The following is an 18,383-nucleotide window of genomic DNA, read 5'->3' as shown; positions in this document are numbered from 1 at the left end:
CTTCACTAGCACGGACCGCGACATGGTGGTTCGAGTCGACGGACGCCGTCCCCCGATGAAGGGCGCCACCCTGTACGTCCGCCCGCAGCAGGGCCACGTGCACTTGTTCGACGCCGCCAATGGTGAGCGCCTGGCGGACCACGCCTGATCCTTCCCCTGAATATGCGGTGGCCCCTGCGACTGATCTAAACTCGTTTAAGGGACCACCGCATTTCTGCTTTAACCTCATCACCGTTTCACCGGGACGTTCGATAAAAGGCATGTGCTTATGACCGAACCCGCAGGCGCCAAATGGCGTGACGAGCCAACGGACTGGGATCAGCAGGGCAAACTTCCCCGGCTTCATCCCCCGACTCCGCAAAAGGCCCTCGCGTCCCTGAACATTACCGCCGCCTCGATGGACCCGGGGCTGCTGGACCTGCCATGGCACCTGCCCCTTGAAGACTGGCCCAAAGACAACCTCGCGGCACTGCCCCGGGGTATTTCCCGCCACGTCGTCCGCTTCGCACGAATGGGCGGCTCGCTGATAGCGATCAAGGAAACCAGTGAGCACGCGGCCCGGCAGGAATATCACATGCTGCGCAAACTGCGCCGGCTCAATGTTCCCAGCGTCGAGCCGGTGGCCGTCATTACCGGCCGCTACGATGTGAAAGGCCAAGAGCTGCAGCCGGTCCTCGTCACCAAGCACCTGCGCTTTAAAGCTCAGCCTGCTACCAGACCGACCAGTGCAACGATATTCGCCGACGTTGCGACCTTGCTATCCGTGCCGTTTCTGCTTGCGCCATGGCTTTTAGGAGGGCTCCTCGGCGCTCCCAACCAGCAGCTGTGGGCCATCACTATTGCCATAGCCCTGTTACTGGTCAATCTTTGGGTGAACTGGGGGTGGTGGATTAAGACTGATCGAGCGATTCTCAGAGAATGGTTGTTCTCGGCTGTGGAGGCCGCCCCGGCCACGGTCATCAGCGTACTCATCGTTCAACCTGGCGATCGTGTCGGTTACACCTGGGTTGCTTTGGTTTTCCTAATTGGACTTGCGTCGGCCAACATAAGAGCCGCCTACCGCCAACATTCGAGCCGCCTACCGCCGGCGCAATGACGCCGGTGACACCGGCGCTGCGACGGCACCGGCACCGACCAGGTGAAAAATCTCAGTGTCCGTTATTCCGACAGGAATGGGTTTTGGGTTTCGGAGGCCCAAGAGAGATCCGCAGAACTCACACGCCTGTGTATCGGCCGAGGAGGACGGTCCTGATCGTCGCCACGTCTTCCGCGTAGGTGATCGTGTCTATGGCGAGGCGGTCACACACCGGCTTGCACTGGAGGTATCCGACCAGTTCACATGCTGCGTCCTCATCCGGTTGGGGAACGGGCCAGAACCACAGGAACCACCTCGGCCCAGTTGCTGACCAGCCATTCCCTCATTCACCAGATTGGGCTGGCGCTTGCTGCGTGGAAGCGACCAAATCAGAGTGCAAACCTCAGGATCCTGCGCAACACCCAAGGCACAAGCCTCATAAATGGGTGAGACCCCACAGGCTTCAATCTCCCCGAAACGTTCATAGGTTTCCGCTACCCCATTCATGGCGCCACCCTAACCGGAGGTTCGTGCCCGTCGCCTGTCCCGTGTGGCAGGATCGGAGTCATGTCCCGCTCCCCTGCCCTTGTCCTGATAGGCCCTGCTGCCGCGGGAAAGACCAGCGTCGGCGGGCTGGTTGCGATTAGGTTGGGAAGGCCGTTTGTGGACCTCGACGACGTCGGTGAACACTATTACGCAGAAGTGGGCTGGAGCATCGGGCGGCTCCTGGAGCGCAGCCGGCATCTGGGCCGGGTCGCGGCCGAGCGGGAGTGGGAGCCTGCCCGTGCGCATGCGGTCCGCCGGGTTCTTGAGGATTATCCGGACTCTGTCCTGGCGCTCGGTGCAGGCCATACCTCATACATGGATGCGGCGTGTTTTGCCCGAGTGTCCGCGGCTTTGGCGGGTGTGCCCACCGTGGCTCTGCTCCTGCCCTCGCCTGACCGACCCGCGGCACTGGCGGAACTGCGGGGACGATCGCTGGCATCCAAGGGTACGGACTGGATATCCGCCGGGCATGATTTCCTTGCGGAATGGCACGACGACGCCGGCACCCGACTGTTGGCGACCGACGTCGTCTTTACGATGGGGAGTACACCTGCGGAGACTGCTGAACAGTTGGCAGCGGTTGTTCTGGCCCTTCAGGAGGCAGCAGCAGACACACCGGACTCTGCCCGCGTGAGGTATGCCGTGAATTCGTCCGAGTCCAGGTCCAAATCTCCGTAAGTGACCTCGAGCCCTGCAGCGTGGGCGAGTTCCGTAAACCCCTCAGGAGTGTGCCAGTGAATGATCCACTCCCGCCGCACCCGCTCCACCGTGCTGCCCGTTTCAAGTTCGTAGAGCGTGTGGGTGCGGCGAGTGCGGCGTGCGTCGTCGTACTTCTCAGACTCAACCGTGTAACGGGCAGTTGCTCCGCCGACAACCGTGGCTTCGCGTGCCCGACCGATATCCTCCATTGCAGTGGGGCACGGGATCCACAGCGGCACCATCGCTGCCCCGCCCTTTTGGAGGTGGCCGGCAATCCCCTGGAGCGCCTGCATGGCAGCGTCATCGTCCGGAAGCAGATTGAAGGTCGGTCCGGCCAGGTATATCGACCGATAGGTGCGCGGCAGCTTCAAATGCTGCATCAGTTGGCGGTACGTGGTGATTCGCAGATTCTCAGCGGCTGCCCGAGCATGGCAGCGGTCAAGCATGTCCTGCGATGAATCAATCCCATCAATATCGAAACCCATCCTCACCAGTTCGAGAAAAGGACCGTCGTCGCCGCACCCGAGTTCGAGCGCCGGCTGACCCGTCTGCTCCACGAAATCGAGATAACGGCCTGCCTCAAAGGTTGCACCTCGCAACGCGGTGTACACATCGGGAATGATGCCTGTGTAAAAATCAGCTGCGCTCATGGGCGGACCTCCTTCATCAAGGCTGCGAAAGCTTGATTGCGTAGCGTCCAACTTCTCCCTGACTCGTCGCAACGATGCTATCCAGAACGCCTCCGCAGCGTTCTATGGTCTTCACCGAGGCTATGTTGTCCACGAAACAGGCAAGCAGTACTCGATTCATGCTGCGGGCCTTCGCGACAGCCAGCATTTCCTGAAGCGCGGCAACTGCGAGACCACGACCCCTGGCTGACGGCCGCAGCCCGTAACCCACATGCCCAATCACGTCCACATCCGGCGTTGATTCGTGGCGCAGAGCGATTCCGCCGAGGACTTTGCCAGCCTGGACGATCCACCGAAAGGTGCACCCGTCGTCGCCAGCCGACGCCTCCTGGGCACGGAGCCGGTTGACGAATGCGCTGAATGCTTCGGGCGATCCAACCTCTTCAGCCTCACACAGACCGAAGCCATCCTCGTGAAGCCCATCGCCCCATTCCTCGTATGCCTCGAGCCAGGCCGCGTGAAGCGTGGTCGAAGGACGGACGAGGAGAGACATAGCCTAACGCTACTGTCGATACGAGGATCTTCCGCGATTGGTATATGCCATGTCTTGGGAGTGAACAGCCGTCTTGGCAGTTATTGCATGTCTTGGCCCAGTAATTAGCTTGCGAGTGCGGAAAGCACTCTTGCACGAAGCGTTTTGTACTCCTGGCGATACGCGCGGGGGCCTCCCTCGGGCCTCGCCACGACACGTGGCTCTCCTATCTCGTGGTGAGGCAGGAATTGCTCACGGGTTAGGTCTATTTCGACGCCACCCGGCATTCGGTTCCAATAGTGGACTTCATACTTTTCGTTCCCGCCAGTTACGTCGGCGATGAGAAGATCCCCACCCAGCAGGTCTTGGACGACGAGGGCCGTCGGACCGCACTGGCCATACGCCGGGTTCTTGGAATCCCACCCGACGAGTGCATCAGGCGTAAGGCACGTGGTATCCAGATCCCAGGACTGACGGAATGCAAGCTCCAACTCACGCAAGGTATGTGTCATGGAGGGCAGCGTACCAATAGTGACTCCTGACCCATGGGAAAGAATGCGGCGTGCAGATTCTATTAAAGGAAAATCTGACCGGCCCTAAAAGGGTGGAGGATCGCCTTCGTAGTCTGGCGGGTCCGCGATGCCGGACACAGTTAGCCCTATCGGGTCGACTTGGTTCTCTGGTTGCCAAGGGGCGGGACTGTTGCCTCGGTTCGCCTGTCTTGAGGTCAAGCTAGGGGCCAGGCTGAGGTGAGGGTCGGTGCGGTAAGTTCGGCCTCCCGGTGACGTCCACTCGATGATTCCCGGTGAGTGTTGTCGGGCTTTCCAGAAGCCGCGGGTTTTGAACATGTGGTCCCGCCGGCAGAGGTGTTCCAAGTTGTCGTGGTCGGTGGTTCCGCCGTGGGACCAGGGTTTGGTGTGGTCGAGCTCAGAGATCACGGCGTTGGTCCGGCAGCCGGGGAACCGGCAGGTTCCGTCGCGGGCCCGGAGCCACCGCTGCAGCCCCGCCGGAACCTTCCGACGCCGTCCGACCCGCAAAATCTCGTCGGTGCCCGGGTGACGTTCCACCGCTGTCCAGTGTGCTGCCTGCCGGGCGAGCCTGCGGGCCGTCTCCGGGCTGATGGGCCCGTACCCGTGCAGCTCGGCGGGCTGTTCGTCAGCTCCGAAGAGAGTTTCTGCGGTGATGAGGACCAGGATTTCGGTGCGAGCCCGGGCCTTGCTGCCGCTGGTGGCAGACTCGCTGCCAGCATTAACAGGGCCTCTCTGGGTACTGCTCGCACCTCGGTCGCGTGATTCCGCGGCGGCATCCGCGACCGTATCCGCGCCCTCTCTGCCGTCACGCTCTCCACCGTCGAGGAGGTCAGCGAGGATGTCCGCCCGCAGCTCATCAACTCTTCGGGGGTCCCCGGCAGCCTGCTCACCCCGCGCAGCGGTCGTCAGCTGCGTATAAATCAGCTGGGCCCTAGCAGCCGGCAACAACGCCGACAACCACGACATCCCATCCTCATCCGGTGCCAAACAGACCCGGCGCTGCTCAAACGCTGTCTTGTGCCGGGCATTGATGGTTTCCGGATAAGTGGTTTCCCGCATGCGGCGGGCCTTCACCCGGAACTGGGACGACGTCTGACCCGCCACCGCAACCGCCAACAGATCCTTTTCAAAGCTCGCCAGCTCAGCCTCGGGGACATTCTGGGACTGGTCCAGCACCGTCTGCACATGCCCGTAACTGAGGGTGCCCGCTTCCAGGCCGGCCAGGGTTGCCATGTGGGTGGAACACAACCGTCCGGCGTCACTCATCAGCATCTTCGCGGTGTTGGTGGGCAGGCATAGGATCGCGGCAGCTTCCTCCGCGGCAAGACTGAACGTCAGTCCCGGATCCTCTCGGCCAATGTCTTCCAGTAGGTCATCGCGGAAGACGGTCTCCATCCGGTGCAGCGTCTTCGCTTGCTGGGCCTGAGCCCACCGCATCAAGGCATCCAACCGGGACAACACCACCCCGGCTTCGTCCTGAGTCAGTGAGTCAGCCGATTGCAGGGCCAGGGACCCAGTGAACCCCTCACGGTAGGTGGGGCCGAGGTGCGAGACCTGCGCGGGATCGTGCTCGGCAGGAGGGCTCCCGGCAGTACCTGGCTCGGCCTCGTACACCGACAAGCCGGGCTCCACAGCCTGTCCGCCACCCGCAAGGCCGCCAACAGTACCGGTCGATTCACCAGTGCATCCGCGTCGAGAAGATCCGTTCTGATCCATGTCTTCAGGCTTTCACCCGCCACTGACATTTCCGTCCCGAAAACAGCCCCAAAAGGCCCAAAACTGACCGTTTTCAGGACCTTCAAATACCCGACTTTTGACGCCAACTACCTGTTGGGAGCTTCCGCCGACAGGAGCTGCGGCACCCTTCCGCACCCGCGGCAAAACAATGGCGCGGCATGAAGCAAAACTAGAGCGACGCCACCTCTCCCAAATGGGCAATCGAGCGGGTGTCCTGGAACGCGCGCACGCCCTGGATACCTTGCTCCCTTCCCATGCCGGACTGCTTCATGCCGCCAAAGGGAGCACGAAGATCCAACCTTGTCGCTCCGTGGTCATTGACCCAGACATAACCGCAGGCAAGACGGGAGCCGACTGCGTTGGCCCGGTCGGCGTCGGCCGTCCACACAGAGCCGCCCAACCCAGCCCAGGAATCGTTGGCGGCATCGACCGCCTCCTCCACAGTGTCAAAGGGAATGATGGGAATCACCGGCCCGAACTGTTCCTCCGTCACCACGCGAAGGTCCGGCGCCGGGTCGATGACCAGCGCCGGACGCAGGAAGTTTCCGCCCTGCAGCTCCTCATCGCCGGGAAGAGCCCCGAATTCACGCACGTCGGCGCCGGAGGCCCGGGCTTCTTCGAGCAGCGTCTGAACAAACTCCTTTTGCCGCGGCGAGTGCAGCGGACCCATAGTGGTGCCCTCGTCCAAGCCGTAGCCGATCACGACATTTTCCAGACGTTCGGAGAGCCCCTCCACCAGCTCCGCCATCCGCGATCGATGCACATAGACGCGTTTCGCATTCATGCAGATCTGCCCCGTTGAGTCGAAGACCGCTGCGTACAGCCGGTCCAGGTGCGTGGCGTCCAGAACAGCATCATCGAGGATGATCGCCGCATCATTTCCGCCCAGTTCCAGCGTCACCCGGGTCAGCGTCTTGGCCGCCAGCTCCATGATGCGCTTCCCGCCGCCGACGCTGCCGGTGAAGCACACCTTGGCCACGTCGTCGTTCTGGATCAGTGCCGTCATCTCACTGTCACGCCCCGTGACCACGTTGAGCACACCCGGCGGCAGCTTCTCGGCTACCCGCTGCACGATCCGCGTGGTGGCCAGCGGCGCAGAGGGCGGCGGCTTGACGATCACCGTGTTGCCGGCCAGAAGCGCGTGCGGAAGGGAGGCTCCCAAGATGGCCACCGGCCAGTTGAACGGAACGATGACGGTGACCACTCCCAGGGGTTGGTAGGCAACGGTGGTGGTCACAGGAATGTTCGGCTGCGGTTCCAGGACCATGCCTGACTCCACCTCGCCGGCCAGGGAAAGTGCGAGCTGCCAGCGGATTTCGAACACCAGGGTGTCCACCCAGCTCTCCATCCGGATTTTTCCGTTTTCCTGAGAGAGGATGGCGGCGTCTTCATCGCGCAGATCGGCGATCCCCGCGATGGCTTCAGCCATCTGCGCCGCACGCTCCTGGGCCGACAGCTCCGACCAGGACGGAAACGCAGCCTTGGCCGCTGCGACGGCATCCGCCACCTGCTCCGCAGTGGCAGCCGCCGCGTATCCGGCGACCGCACCCGGTTTGGCCGGATCAGCGACAGGGAGCATTTCCTCCGTCGCCACCGGCTTTCCTCCGATATAGAGTCCGGTCATTACTTCCGCGGCTGTTTCGGTCATGGCCGACACCTCTCTGGGGTTATTGACTGCAGACACCGAACCTAATAGCTGACGCTCAAGGACACCGCCTGCGGGGCTGTAAAAGCTGCTGACAAACTAGCCGAGCCGAAGTTCCCCCGCAACAGTGTTATGACCGCCAACAGCGTTATGAACGGCCGCCTCACACTCGGGCTGACCTAGAAAGCAGAAGACCAACGCCTCTGACCTGGGAAATAGCGAAAGCCAGGCTCGCTGGCAAACTCGTGGCACCCCTGCGTCGCAGAGTTCGCCGGCATTCCGGACCACACCCCTGCTGCCCGGTGAAAACAGCAAATCGGGGGCAGGACCTCGCTGATTCCAGCTCCGGTCTTTACCGTGGAGGAAAGGTCGAGCAAAACACATAATCCGAGGGGAAGGGCCCTTACATGAGGTACAGGCGAACGGCGGCTGGCCGAGCCATCCCTGCGGGGAGCGCAACACGGTGAGGATCCTGGTCACGGGTTCAGCGGACGGTCTTGGAAGATCAGCGGCGGAGTCGCTGCTCGCGGCAGGGCACGACGTCGTTGTTCACGCCCGCAACCAGGAGCGGGCGGCAGCGCTCGAGCCGCTGATCAACCGCGGGGCGGAGCTCGTCGTTGCCGACTTCAGCGACCCGGACGCGGTGCGCCCTGCCGCCGCAGAACTCAATGCCGGCAACCCGCTGAACTCCGTTATTCACAACGCCGGGGTGGCCCGCGGCACGGCCGTCATGCCCGTGAATGTTGTTGCACCCTACCTTCTGACCGCACTGCTCGACGGGCCGCAGCGGCACGTCTACCTGAGCAGCAACGACCACTACGCCGGGCGCGCCTCACTCGCCGGAGTTGACTGGCAGGGCCGGACGGCCGGTTCGTACGCGGACAGCAAGTTGTACGTCACTGCGTTTTCCGCGGCGCTGGCCAGGCTGCGGCGGGATCTGCTCAGCAACTCGGTGGATCCCGGCTGGGTTCCCACCAAGATGGGCGGCCCCGGAGCGCCTGACGATCTGGCACTGGGCCACCAAACCCAGGAATGGCTCGCCTCCAGCGAGGACCCCGACGCGCTGTCCAGCGGCGGGTATTGGTACCACCGGCGACGGCGGCAGCCGCACCCGTCAGTGCATGACGTCGAGTTCCAGGACAGTCTGCTCCAGGCCTTGGAGGAAGAGACCGGAACGCCGCTGCAGGTTTAAAGGCTATGACGGGATCCTCCGTTCCCGCCGGAAAGCGACCGCGACTCATTGACTCGCGCCGCGGTGGCAGGACAGGGTTTTGCGTATGAAAAGGGCAGCGGACGACGACGGCGGCGCCGGGTCCGGTGCCGCGACGGCCCTGGACTGGGCCTTCTTCGTCTTCAGCGGCCTCGCCTCCATCTGGTTTGCCGGACTGCTGCTGGTGCGCGGCTCGCTTGAGCTGGGGTATATCGGTTTCCTCGTGGTGTTTTGGGTTGTCCTCGCCTATCTGGTGTTGCCCCGCGTGGACCGGGTACTGACGCAGATCTTCATCCCGGACTATTTCATGGGCCGCACCCGTACCAGCGCCGGCCTGTTCGGGGACGCCGTCAACCTGGCCTTTTTGGGCAGCGAGCAGCAGCTGCGCACAGCACTGGAGCGGACGGGCTGGGTCCTCGCGGATCCGGTGACCCTGACCAGCAGTTGGCGGATTGTTACCTCCACGCTGCTGCACCGCAGCTATCTCCAGGCGCCGGTAAGCCCACTGCTGTTGTTCGGACGGCAACAGGACTTTGCCTATCAGCAGGAGGTCAACGGCAATCCGCGGCAGCGTCACCACGTCCGGTTCTGGCGGTGCCCCGAAGGGTGGTTGCTGCCCGGAGGCATCGCGACGGACTGGCTGGGGGCCGCGTCCTTTGACCGTGCCGTGGGGCTGTCCCTGTTCACTCTGCAAGTCACGCACCGGGTCGGCGAGAACATTGATGCCGAACGGGATTATCTGGTCTCCTCGATGCAGCAGGCTTTCCCCGAGGTGTCGGTGAACGTCATCAAGAATTTCTCCACGGGGTACCACTCCCGCAACGGAGGCGGCGATTCGATCGTCACCGACGGCGACCTGCCCGTCACGAATCTCACCGCACTGCCTCAGACACCCGCAGGCGGTGCCGCGTCCGGCAATTCCCCACCCTCACCTAACCCTGTGTTCTCCGCTCAGTCCGGGACGGAGGGCCGCCGCATCCGGCGGCCCCCGCCGGTAATCTTCGGCGCCGGACTGGTGTTCCTGCGCGGACTCGCTGCGTTGACGGTGGCTGCCCCGTTCCTGGCGCGGGTCACCGAAGTACCCTGGGTCAGCACACTGGTGAACGAAGTGTTGGGCGAGCAAAGCTCCGAACTCGCAAATCTGGGCAGTGCCTACGCACCGGCAAGCGTCACCCTGGCGGTGTTCGCCTGTGTGGAGGCCGCGCTGGCGGTGTTTATCCTGCGCGGCAGCAACGCTGCACGGGTGACGGCGATGTTCCTCAGTTCGGGCGCCATCATCCTGCAGGTTGCCGCGGTGTTCTCCGGCTCGGCCTTCACCCTTGGCTCGAACCTGCTCGGTTATTCGTTCGACATCCTGCTGATCCTTGCCCTCTCCAGTGACAGGGCAAGGGTCTATGCACGCACGCAGAGTCACCGCCGCCGCAGGGCACGCATCCTCTTAGCGAAGCAGCGCAGACCGCTTACCGGCTAAGGCTCCGGGCAGGCTTAGGCGTCAGCCCGCCAGACCACCTTGAACCGCTCAAGCACCAGTTCGTCGGACTCGGACCAGCTGATTCCCCGCGCGGCCGACGTGCGCTCCCAATACCTGCGGTGTTCGCGCCGCCAGGACTCCAGGCTGCGATCGTCCTCGCCTTCGTCGCGTGCAAATGCCTCATCGACGTCGCGGAACGTGCCCAGGCGAAGTTCCGTGGTCCGCAGAATGGCCCGCGGGGCGCCGGTGCTGTCGCAGACGATCCAGTGGATGCCGATGCGCGGCAACTGGTCCCCGTCCTCCGCGTACTCCGCAACCAGCGAAGACGTGGCGGTCTTGCTGCCGTCGAGCACCAGAGCGAGCAGCTCGTCGGCAAGCTTCGGCGAGTCGCCGAAGGTTTCCACGTTGTATTGGCTGTCGGCAGCGGCCTGTTCAGGGTTGGCTGCGGCGTAGGCATCCCAGAGAACGGCCGCGGCCTCGAAGTCCGGTTCAATCGAATCAGTTGGGGTGTCCATGGTGCCCAGTCTGCCACTGCGGCGGTGCCTGCGCCCACACCTTAACGCAGGACGACGGCGGCACCCGCGCGCCGCCGTCGTCCTGCGTTGGATCGAATTAGAGCTGTGACTCCCGGGCCGGCAGCAACGGAGCGAAGAACTCCCCGAGCTCTGCCGTCGCGGTCAGCGGCAGCACGTTGGCCACGTACTGGTCCGGGCGCACCACCACCACCACGCCGCCGCGGTCCAGGCCGCGTTCCTCGAATATGTCCGCCTTGGGATCAGCGCCGTAGACCTTGGCGAGGTCCGTGAGCTGATACGGGCCAACCTCGGGCTTGAATACTGCCGGCACCGCATTGAGGTCAATGCCGGTGTGGTCCTGCTGGTAAATGACTTTCACGTCGAACCAGGCGTCGCGGTCCGCACCCTCGGGAGTGGCTGCCAGCGGCGATTCGGGAGCCGTGTCCAGCCAGTGGGCCAGATCGGTGACCGGCGACGGAGCTCCGGCCTGCGCCGGGTCGGCGAAGACGTAGATGCGCCAGCGGCCATCCGCTTTGGCCTGGTGACCCAGGTGAACGGGGTTGGTGTCCGACACGCGCCGCACGGTTGCGGACTTGAAGCGCTTGCCGATGGGGAAGCCGGCGGCCAGGTCCTGGTGCTCGGCTTCGGCAATGAGCATCGACGGCGTGTACTCGGTCATGAAACCGGCGGGGAACTCGGCGGTGCGCACATAAAAGTCCTCGAGGTCCGAAGGGTTTTCAAACTCCTCGGGCCGCTTGGCCATCAGAGTGGACCATTCCTTATCGAAGTCGATAAGGTCCTTGGCCACCACCTGGCGCTCGGCCGAGTAGGTGGAGAGCAGGGCCTCCGGGCTGCGGCCGTCGAGCACGTGGCCCAGCTTCCAGCCGATGTTGAAGCCGTCCTGCATGGAGACGTTCATGCCCTGGCCGGCCTTGGCACTGTGCGTGTGGCAGGCATCGCCGGTGATGAACACGCGCGGGGTGCGGGTGCCGACGTCGGCAGGCAGGACGTCGTCGAACCGGTCGGTGAGACGGTGGCCCACCTCGTAGACGCTGTGCCAGGCAACATTGCGGACGTCCAGCGTGTACGGCGCCATGATGCCGTTGGCCTGGGAGATGATTTGCTCGATGGTGGTCTTGCGGACCGCACCGTTGTCATCCTCGGGCACCACACCCAGGTCTACGTACATGCGGAACAGGTGACCGCCTTCGCGCGGAATGAGCAGGATGGAGCCGCCGTTGGAGGACTGGATGGCGCACTTGGTGCGGATGTCCGGGAAGTCGGTGTTGGCGAGAACGTCCATCACGCCCCAGGCGTGGTTGGCCTGGTCGCCGGCCATGGTGCTGCCGATGGCGGAGCGGACCTTGCTGCGGGCACCGTCGGAGCCCACCACATACTTGGCCTTCACCGTGCGTTCGGTGCCTTCCGCCGGACCCGCGGTGTGCAGGAGGGTCACGGTGACCGGATACTCGGCGTCGTCGTCGACCTCGAGGCCCACAAACTCGAAGCCGTAATCCGGCTTCATGCGGGTGGGGGCGTTGGCCATGACCCGGGCAAAGTAGTCCAGCACGCGGGCCTGGTTCACGATCAGGTGGGGGAACTCGCTGATGCCTGATTCGTCATCGAGGGCACGGCCGGAGCGGACAATGCGCGAGGGGTCCTCGGGGTCCGGGCGCCAGAAGCACATCTCCGTGATCCGGTAGGCCTCGGCAATGATTTCCTCCGCGAAGCCAAAGGCCTGGAAAGTCTCGACGCTGCGGGCCTGAATGCCGTCTGCCTGGCCGATCGCCAGGCGCCCGTCGCGGCGCTCCACGATCCGGGTGGTGATGTTTGGAAACTGGGACAACTGCGCGGCGGTCAGCATACCGGCGGGGCCGGAACCGACGATCAGTACGTCAACCTGATCCGGAAGTTCCTCGGGGCGGTCAAGGCCGACGCCGGCGGCCGGCTGCACGCGGGGGTCTCCGGATACGTAGCCGTGGTGGTGAAACTGCACGGGTGTCCTCACTTCTTTGTGTCTGTTGTGGCCGGCCCTCAGTTCAACCTAGGTGAGTGTTCGATAGTTGAACACCGCGTTCTATAGTCGAAAACACCGGTAGGGCTACTGTACGGGAGGCATGATGCAGGTCACAAGCGGCTCCGGTTGCATGACGTCACGCCGGTTGTGCGCGAACCACGTTACGGCCGGTGACTGCGCATCAGGGCCGGAACAAGGCATGATCATGGTGGTTCATCTTCAGAAGCTTCAGCAGGGGAAATGCATGCCTACGAAATGTGCAGTACTTGACGACTATCAGCACGCCGCCACCCGCTTCGCCGATTGGACGAGCCTCGGCGGGCAGATGGAACTGACCGTGTTTCCGGACCACCTCATCGGCGAGGATGCCGTGGCAGAGCGCCTGGCCGGGTTCGACGTCGTCGTCCTCATGCGCGAACGCACGCCCTTTCCCGCCAGTTTGCTGGCGCGGCTCCCCCGGCTGAAGCTGCTGGTCACCACCGGGATGCGCAACGCGTCCATCGACCTGGAAGCGGCCCGGAGGCAGGGCGTGACTGTCTGCGGAACGGCAAGCAACTCCACTCCCCCGGCGGAGCTGACCTGGGCCCTGATCCTGGGACTCGCCCGGCATCTGGTTCCCGAGGCGACGGCCCTGCGGAACCGCGGCCCGTGGCAGCACAGCGTCGGCACCGATCTGCAGGGCGCCACCCTCGGGCTGCTGGGCCTGGGCAAGATCGGTTCGCAGGTTGCCCGCGTGGGAACGGCGTTTGGCATGGATGTGATCGCATGGAGCGCCAACCTGACTGCCGAACGGGCCGAGGCAACAGGTGCGAGACTTGCGGCCTCCAAGGAGGAACTGCTCGCTGAAGCCGACGTCGTCTCCATCCACTTGGTGCTCAGCGAGCGCACGCGGGGTCTGCTCGGTGCCCCTGAGCTGGCCCTGATGAAACCCACGGCGCATCTGGTCAACACCTCGCGTGCCGCCATTGTCGACCGGACCGCACTTCTCGATGCGCTGATGCAGGGGCGGATTGCCGGCGCCGGGTTGGACGTTTTTGAGGAGGAACCGCTGCCGGCGGCGTCTCCGTTCCGCGACCTGCCCAATGTCCTGGCGACGCCGCACATCGGATACGTGACGGAGAAGAACTACGGCACGTTCTTTCCGCAGGTGGTGGAAGATATTCAGGGATTCCTGGCCGGCGCTCCCCCGCGGATGCTGTAGGTCCGCTCGGCGGAGGGCGCCCGCGGAGGGATCCCCGGAGGGCGCCCGGCGAGATCCCTCCGCTTTGGGAAAAAGCGGCCGGTTTGGGAAAAAACGGCCGGTCCGCAACGGCAGGGATTTCCCAAACCGGAGGGAAATGCCCCAACCCTCCGCGCTAGGCCGGCTGGTAGGCGCCGGCCACCCCTGCCAGGGCGTCCAGCGAGGAGGTCACCACGTTGGCCGACTGGGTTGCTGCATCATCCACCTGATCCCGGAAATCATCCTCCGCTGCTGGGCCGCACAGGTCGGAGATGCCGCGGACAGAAATGAACGGCACACCAAAAACGAAGCACGTCTGGGCAATCGCAGAGGACTCCATGTCCGTTGCCAGCGCACCCGGGAAACTACCGGTAATCAGTTCAGCCCTGGCCGGAGTGACAAAGTTGTAACTGGAGACGATCAGGCCATGGTGCATCGGAATGGTTCCGCCGGACTGGGCCAGGCGAATGGATTCGGTCAGCGACTCAGGTGCCGGGTAGATTTCAGGCATTCCCGGCACTTGGCCGAGCTTGTAGCCGAAGGCGCGTGCGTCGGCGTCCACATTGATGTAGTGGGATCCCACCACGACGTCGCCCACACGAACACCGGCTCCCAACCCGCCGGCGCTGCCCGCACTGATCACGACCGGACGGTCATTGTTTCCGCCGGCACGCTGCGCTTCAAGAATTGCAGAGGTTGCTGCTCCGGCGGCGTTAACAAGGCCGATGCCGGTTCGAACGAGTACTACGGGATGGCCGGCCAGAACAGCATCGCGGTGAATCGCATTTCCGATCTGCCGGGCCGGACCCACATCCTCGGCGCGTTCAAGGAAGGGAGCAAGCTCGTCTTCCATTGCTACGAGGATGACAAATGCAGCTGAACTCACGCGTACACCACGTCCCAGCCGGCGCGTTCCGCAAGGAAGCCCGATGCCGCCGCCTGCGCCGCTTCAAGGGAGTGGTTGGCGCCCCAGCCGCACTGAACCTCATTGGCCGCAGGCACTGAATCCGCGCGCAGAACGTCGTTCAACGTCACCTCGATCAGAGCAGCAACCTCATCAAAGGCCGGAGCACCCTGCATCATCAGATAGAAGCCCGTTTGGCAGCCCATCGGAGAGAAATCAATCACCTTGTCTGAATGGTTCCGCGAATGCTCGGCGAAAAGATGCTCCAGGGAGTGCACGGCGTCCATTTCGAGGTGGGCCGCATTGGGCTGGGTGAACCGGACATCAAACTTGGTAATCACGTCACCGCCCGGAAGCTGCTTTGTGTCGGCAACCCGGACGTAGGGTGCCGCCACAAGACGGTGGTCGAGGTTGAACGATTCAACATTCATGCGCTCTTGATCCATCTTCATCCTTCTGTTCTGTTCGTGGGGGTTCATTCCACCCCTCCGAGCCCGGGAACACCCCGGCCCCGGTAGCCGAAGTGGGCGGTAGGGACAACAGGCCAGACTATAGGGTGAAGCTGCTCAAATTTCTGAATATCGCTGACGCACGGCGTAAAGGTGACCAAGAACGCAAACTTGGACCCTTCGCACCTTCACCTGGAGCCGGCGGATCGGCCCTCTCCAACTGCGAATGCAGCGGTGTTGCAAGCGGCGCTGGACATCCTGCCCGACGCCGGGCTGGACGCCGTGGTTACGACCGGCTTCATGTCCTCGTACTGGCTGGGCAGTATCGCATGGGATGCCCTGACGGGCAAGGCTGTGCCGGAGGAGTAACCGCCTTTCGCCGGTCTGGGACACCGAAACAGTCCGTTTCCGGAGTGTCGAATGGACCTGTCGGTGCGGGCACATACAGTTCGGGCATGGGGAAAAATGAACTGTCTGCAGGACGACCACCCGGCACCTACCTGGTACCGCCACCGGCCCGAAAAGAGGGTGAGGTGTTCTACACGGAGACAGGATCCGTCTTCCACACGGGCTGGTGCCAAATTGTGCACCGCACGTGGGAGTACAAGGGCCCGTCGCTGCTGGTTGCACGGGCGGAGGACGTGTCACACCGGCGCCTGTGCGCCTCGTGTGCCAAGTCAGCCTGAGCACGATGCGCAACGTGTACATCGTTACCCATCCGGAGGCGACGCACCACGTCGAGAACATTGTTGGCGGCTGGCATGACTCCACGCTGACTCCACGGGGTGTGGAGGATGCCCGCCGGGTAGCGGCCTCGCTGCGGAACCTCCTGCCCGATTACCTGCCCGGCGACAACGGCGGGACGATGCTCTTCAGCTCGGATCTCCGCCGGACACGGCAGACGGCGGAAACCATCAGCGGACTGCTGGACTTGGAGATCATCTTCGACCCGGACCTTCGTGAACAGTCCTACGGAGCGGCCGAAGGGACGCCGGCTGGTTCCGTCTCCCACCTTCCCCCGCCAGCTCAGGGGAACCGCATGCAGCACCAGGACGGTGTGGAAGGGTCCGAGACGCGACATGTGTGGGCGGGGCGCGTCTACTCGGCCCTGGACCGGATTCTCGCCGCCGGGGCCCGGGACACCATTGTTGTGACCCACGGCGGTTCAGCCACTTACCTCATTGCCGCCTGGATTAGGCTCCCCCTCACCGCAGCCGGCTACGTGAAGTTCCGGCTGTCCCCCGGCAGCATTACGCATCTGAACGAAGACAATTTCTATCACGACCGGCGGGTTTTGGACCTGAACCTCACAGGCCATCTGGGGATACCCGAACCCCGGGCCTGATCTGTATATTCAAGCCAGTCGCAACCGGACCGGTTGCCAACTTCAGGAAAGGCGCGGGCATGGCGAAGCTTGATTTGCGGGTGCGGCTGATGGGACGGGTGCTGGGGAGGATTTCAGTGTCCGGAAAAAGCGAGGAGCAGATCCTCGCAGATCAGCAGCGCAGCGTTGAACACAATCCGGTGCTGGACTGGGTGCTGGGCGGTCTCGCAGCGGGCGTTGACGTCACCGACGACGCGGCCATGGGAGCCGAGGGCCGGATCCCGGTGCGGATTTACCGCCCGCACGGCGCCAGGGGCCCGCTGCCGCTGGTGGTCCTCATTCACGGCGGCGGCTGGACCAGCGGAACCCTGAACACCTACGACTGGCTGGGCAGCAACATCGCGAAGGGGGCCGGCGCCGTCGTCGTCTCCCTTGATTACCGACTGGCCCCCACTCACCCCTGGCCCGCTGCTGCCGAGGATTGTTATGCGGCCCTGGTGGATGTGGCCGCCCGTGCGCCGCAGTGGCAGGCGGATGCAAGCCGGATCGCCGTAGTCGGGGACAGCGCCGGGGGAAATCTCGCCGCTGTCCTGACACTGATGGCCCGGGACAGGTCGGGGCCGCCGATCACTTTTCAGGGTCTGATCTATCCCGCCACCGATCTGACCCTGGGCAGTGCCTCGCTGGAAGAAAACGCGGATGCGCCGGTGCTCACCAAGAAGGATGTCCTCGCGTTCCGCAGCCACTACGTGCCCGACGACGGCGACCGCAGCGATCCCTACGCCTCGCCACTCCTTGCCACAGACCACAGCGGGCTGCCGCCGGCGCTGATCCAGGTCGCTGAGCATGATCCGATCCGTGACGACGGGCTGCGCTACGCCGAAGCTCTGCGCGCCGCCGGCGTTCCGGTCCGTGTCACCACCTATGTGGGGATGCCGCACGGGTATCTGGCGTTTCCCCGGCTCTGCCGCAGCACCCCGCAGGCCCTGGCGGAACTTTGCAGCGAGCTGCGGATTGCGCTGGCAGGGATTACTCCATCTTCACGCCGCTGAGCTGGCTGACGGCCTCCGGGTCGCTGTGGTCGAAGAACTGGGTCTTCCCCGTATCGAGGTCCGCGATGGCAGCCATTTCCTGAGGACTCAGTTCAAAATCGAACACGTCCATATTCGCTGCCATCCGGTCTGCCTGCACAGTTTTGGGGATCACCACAATCTCGCGCTGGATCAGCCAGCGCAGCACCACCTGTGCAACGGACTTCCCGTGCTGGGAGCTGATGGCGGCAAGCGTCGAGTTCTCGAAGAGGTTGTTCTTCCCCTCCGCGAACGGGGCCCAGGATTCATGTTGGACGCCGTGCGTATGCATCAGCTCGTTCTCCACCGCCCGCTGGAAGAACGGGTTTGTTTCGATCTGGTTCACGGCCGGAGTGACGTTGTTGTGGAGGATCAGGTCCAGCAGCCGGTCCGGCCCGAAGTTGGAGACGCCGATGGCCCGGGCACCTCCGTCGTTGAAAATCTCTTCCATGGTCCGCCATTCGCCGTAGACGTCGCCGAACGGCTGGTGGATCAGATAGAGGTCAACATATTCCATGCCCAGGTTGCGCAGCGAGGTTTCGAAGGCCTGCATTGTGGTGGCTTCGCCGTTGTCCTGGATCCACAGTTTGGTGGTGATGAACAGTTCGTTGCGCGGGATGCCGCTCTTCCGCACTGCGCGTCCCACGGCGTCCTCGTTTTGGTAGGCGGCAGCCGTGTCCAGTGAGCGGTAGCCGGCATTGAGGGCATTGGTCACCGCCGCTTCGGTCTTGTCCGGCGGGATTTGGTACACACCGAAGCCAAGGATCGGCATAATCACGTCATTGTTCAGGGTGACGTATTCCATCGGGTT

General features: G+C 63.6%; 17 protein-coding genes and 2 pseudogenes. 9 read left to right on the top strand and 10 right to left on the bottom strand.

The window, feature by feature from the left end:
* Nucleotides 1-13: 13 nt before the first annotated feature.
* The 3 genes and pseudogenes from MUG94_RS07905 to MUG94_RS07895 form a co-directional block, all read left to right on the top strand.
* Nucleotides 14-148: pseudogene (locus MUG94_RS07905) on the top strand (sugar ABC transporter ATP-binding protein); the annotation flags it as partial.
* 120 nt (nt 149-268) lie between these two features.
* A pseudogene (locus MUG94_RS07900) lies at nt 269-697 on the top strand (DUF4032 domain-containing protein); the annotation flags it as partial.
* Between the two features lie 945 nt (nt 698-1,642).
* Entirely contained in the window at nt 1,643-2,299 is a 657-nt protein-coding gene (locus tag MUG94_RS07895; RefSeq protein WP_227908747.1) for a shikimate kinase, read from the top strand.
* Here MUG94_RS07895 and MUG94_RS07890 read toward each other — a convergent pair.
* From MUG94_RS07890 to MUG94_RS07875, 5 genes are all read right to left on the bottom strand, one after another.
* Nucleotides 2,215-2,970: a class I SAM-dependent methyltransferase gene (locus tag MUG94_RS07890; RefSeq protein WP_227908745.1), complete on the bottom strand. Its 756-nt coding sequence runs from the start codon at nt 2,968-2,970 to the stop codon at nt 2,215-2,217. The genes MUG94_RS07895 and MUG94_RS07890 overlap by 85 nt on opposite strands.
* 16 nt (nt 2,971-2,986) lie before the next feature.
* Nucleotides 2,987-3,502 carry a GNAT family N-acetyltransferase gene (locus MUG94_RS07885; RefSeq protein WP_227908744.1) on the bottom strand — a complete coding sequence of 172 codons (516 nt, stop codon included), beginning with the start codon at nt 3,500-3,502 and terminating at the stop codon, nt 2,987-2,989.
* Between the two features lie 104 nt (nt 3,503-3,606).
* Entirely contained in the window at nt 3,607-3,993 is a 387-nt protein-coding gene (locus MUG94_RS17325; protein WP_423724433.1) for a YunG family protein, read from the bottom strand.
* Nucleotides 3,994-4,077: 84 nt separating this feature from the next.
* A complete protein-coding gene (locus tag MUG94_RS07880; protein ID WP_227908788.1) occupies nt 4,078-5,625 on the bottom strand; it encodes an HNH endonuclease signature motif containing protein in 1,548 nt (515 codons plus the stop codon).
* Between the two features lie 292 nt (nt 5,626-5,917).
* Nucleotides 5,918-7,396: an aldehyde dehydrogenase family protein gene (locus tag MUG94_RS07875; protein WP_227908743.1), complete on the bottom strand. Its 1,479-nt coding sequence runs from the start codon at nt 7,394-7,396 to the stop codon at nt 5,918-5,920.
* 460 nt (nt 7,397-7,856) lie between these two features.
* Between MUG94_RS07875 and MUG94_RS07870 the strand changes: the two genes are divergently transcribed.
* Both MUG94_RS07870 and MUG94_RS07865 read left to right on the top strand, forming a co-directional pair.
* A complete protein-coding gene (locus tag MUG94_RS07870) occupies nt 7,857-8,585 on the top strand; it encodes an SDR family NAD(P)-dependent oxidoreductase (RefSeq protein ID WP_227908742.1) in 729 nt (242 codons plus the stop codon).
* Nucleotides 8,586-8,670: 85 nt separating this feature from the next.
* Nucleotides 8,671-10,074, top strand: a complete 1,404-nt coding sequence (locus tag MUG94_RS07865) for an LssY C-terminal domain-containing protein (protein ID WP_227908740.1) — start codon at nt 8,671-8,673, stop codon at nt 10,072-10,074.
* A 14-nt stretch (nt 10,075-10,088) separates the two neighbouring features.
* Here MUG94_RS07865 and MUG94_RS07860 read toward each other — a convergent pair whose 3' ends face one another.
* Together MUG94_RS07860 and MUG94_RS07855 are read right to left on the bottom strand one after the other, a co-directional pair.
* A complete protein-coding gene (locus MUG94_RS07860) occupies nt 10,089-10,589 on the bottom strand; it encodes an ASCH domain-containing protein (RefSeq protein WP_227908739.1) in 501 nt (166 codons plus the stop codon).
* A 97-nt stretch (nt 10,590-10,686) separates the two neighbouring features.
* Complete coding sequence (locus MUG94_RS07855) at nt 10,687-12,585, bottom strand: FAD-binding monooxygenase (protein ID WP_227908787.1); 1,899 nt, start codon at nt 12,583-12,585, stop codon at nt 10,687-10,689.
* Between the two features lie 265 nt (nt 12,586-12,850).
* On the opposite strand from MUG94_RS07855, the gene MUG94_RS07850 reads away from it, so the two are divergent.
* On the top strand, nt 12,851-13,807 hold the full coding sequence (locus tag MUG94_RS07850; RefSeq protein ID WP_227908737.1) for a D-2-hydroxyacid dehydrogenase family protein: 957 nt from the start codon (nt 12,851-12,853) through the stop codon (nt 13,805-13,807).
* Between the two features lie 154 nt (nt 13,808-13,961).
* On the opposite strand, the gene mtnN is transcribed toward MUG94_RS07850, so the two are convergent.
* The gene (gene mtnN / locus MUG94_RS07845; RefSeq protein WP_227908733.1) at nt 13,962-14,711 is read right to left on the bottom strand and encodes a 5'-methylthioadenosine/S-adenosylhomocysteine nucleosidase; all 750 of its coding nucleotides are present in this window, start codon (nt 14,709-14,711) and stop codon (nt 13,962-13,964) included.
* Nucleotides 14,708-15,160: an S-ribosylhomocysteine lyase gene (locus MUG94_RS07840; protein ID WP_231705250.1), complete on the bottom strand. Its 453-nt coding sequence runs from the start codon at nt 15,158-15,160 to the stop codon at nt 14,708-14,710. Before MUG94_RS07840 ends, mtnN begins: the two co-directional genes overlap by 4 nt.
* A 252-nt stretch (nt 15,161-15,412) precedes the next feature.
* Between MUG94_RS07840 and MUG94_RS17215 the strand changes: the two genes are divergently transcribed.
* The 3 genes from MUG94_RS17215 (at nt 15,413) to MUG94_RS07830 (ending at nt 17,554) form a co-directional block, all read left to right on the top strand.
* Nucleotides 15,413-15,547 carry a hypothetical protein gene (locus MUG94_RS17215; protein ID WP_269438490.1) on the top strand — a complete coding sequence of 45 codons (135 nt, stop codon included), beginning with the start codon at nt 15,413-15,415 and terminating at the stop codon, nt 15,545-15,547.
* Nucleotides 15,548-15,869: 322 nt separating this feature from the next.
* On the top strand, nt 15,870-16,523 hold the full coding sequence (locus MUG94_RS07835; RefSeq protein WP_227908731.1) for a histidine phosphatase family protein: 654 nt from the start codon (nt 15,870-15,872) through the stop codon (nt 16,521-16,523).
* Between the two features lie 59 nt (nt 16,524-16,582).
* A complete protein-coding gene (locus MUG94_RS07830) occupies nt 16,583-17,554 on the top strand; it encodes an alpha/beta hydrolase (RefSeq protein ID WP_227908729.1) in 972 nt (323 codons plus the stop codon).
* Here MUG94_RS07830 and MUG94_RS07825 read toward each other — a convergent pair.
* Nucleotides 17,532-18,377, bottom strand: a complete 846-nt coding sequence (locus tag MUG94_RS07825) for an aldo/keto reductase (RefSeq protein ID WP_227908728.1) — start codon at nt 18,375-18,377, stop codon at nt 17,532-17,534. The genes MUG94_RS07830 and MUG94_RS07825 overlap by 23 nt on opposite strands.
* Between the last annotated feature and the right edge of the window lie 6 nt (nt 18,378-18,383).

Source organism: Arthrobacter gengyunqii (assembly GCF_023022985.1).
Taxonomy (GTDB): domain Bacteria; phylum Actinomycetota; class Actinomycetes; order Actinomycetales; family Micrococcaceae; genus Arthrobacter_B; species Arthrobacter_B gengyunqii.
This window is presented reverse-complemented; position numbering and strand designations above follow the sequence as displayed.